Here is a 907-nt window from a genome sequence, read left to right on the forward strand (position 1 = left end):
TTTGACTGACGAGACAGCGGTCTCCGGTGCAGTTGACATCGGTGCGGATGTCCACCTGCTTACCGTCGCCATCGGTGATGCGGGTCCAATCCACGCCGTTGGTGTTGGTGCTGGCGCGATCCACGCAGACGTTGACACCGTTCACCGATCCAGTGAATCCGCCACGGCAGTCCTTCGGCGGCTTGTTGGCCTCAGGAGCCTTGTCCGCGTCAGCCGGGTTGTTGGGGTCTTTCTCCAGGCCGAGGGCACAGGCCAAGCCTGCAGTAGTCCCGCTGGCATTGGTGTTATTGGCCCAGGACTCACCCTCAGTAATCCAACCGTTGGGCGTTTGAAAAGCCACCTCGCCGGTGAAGCGATGCATGCAGCCGAGAGGCTGACCACTGCCACCCGTGACCCCGGAATTTCGGCATACGCCCATCTCCTCGCCGAGCGGCTGCTTACCGCCGATGCGGCCCACGCGGTCAACGCCAACGGTGTTGTGCATCACCGCAGCATCAGCGCAGCGCTGATCGTCAGTCTTGTTCTTGGGGTCGGGCACGCAGACACCGGAGGCATCCTTTATCTGGCCCTCGGGGCACTTGTCGTCGGGCTTTTTGACGCAGGCACCGTCCTTTGACTCGAAGCCCTCCTTGCACTGACACTGGCCGTTGACCAACTCAGCGCCTGCCTCGCACTGCTTAGGGACGCACAAATATATGCCGGAAGCCTCGACAGTCAATGCAGTACCAACGCGGCAAAAGGCATAGGAAAAAACGATATCTGGATTCGGCTGAGACTGGTCAGTCTTGGCGAGGTACCAGCCATCAAAAGGGCCGGGAGCTTTGCAGGTCGGGTTGCTTGCATAGTGACTGCACGTCGATATGCGAGCAGGCTCAGCGCCAGTTTGAGCGTGCACCATGCCACAGCA

General features: G+C 60.3%; 2 protein-coding genes. Both read right to left on the reverse strand.

Annotated elements, in window-relative coordinates:
• On the reverse strand, positions 1-655 hold a 655-nt coding region (locus AC27IQ_RS25805; RefSeq protein ID WP_487091342.1), incomplete at its 3' end, for a hypothetical protein.
• Between the two features lie 59 nt (positions 656-714).
• The coding region (locus tag AC27IQ_RS25810) for a hypothetical protein (protein ID WP_487091343.1) at positions 715-907 on the reverse strand (193 nt) is incomplete at its 5' end.

The organism is Acidovorax sp. KPB24-07, from assembly GCF_057543315.1.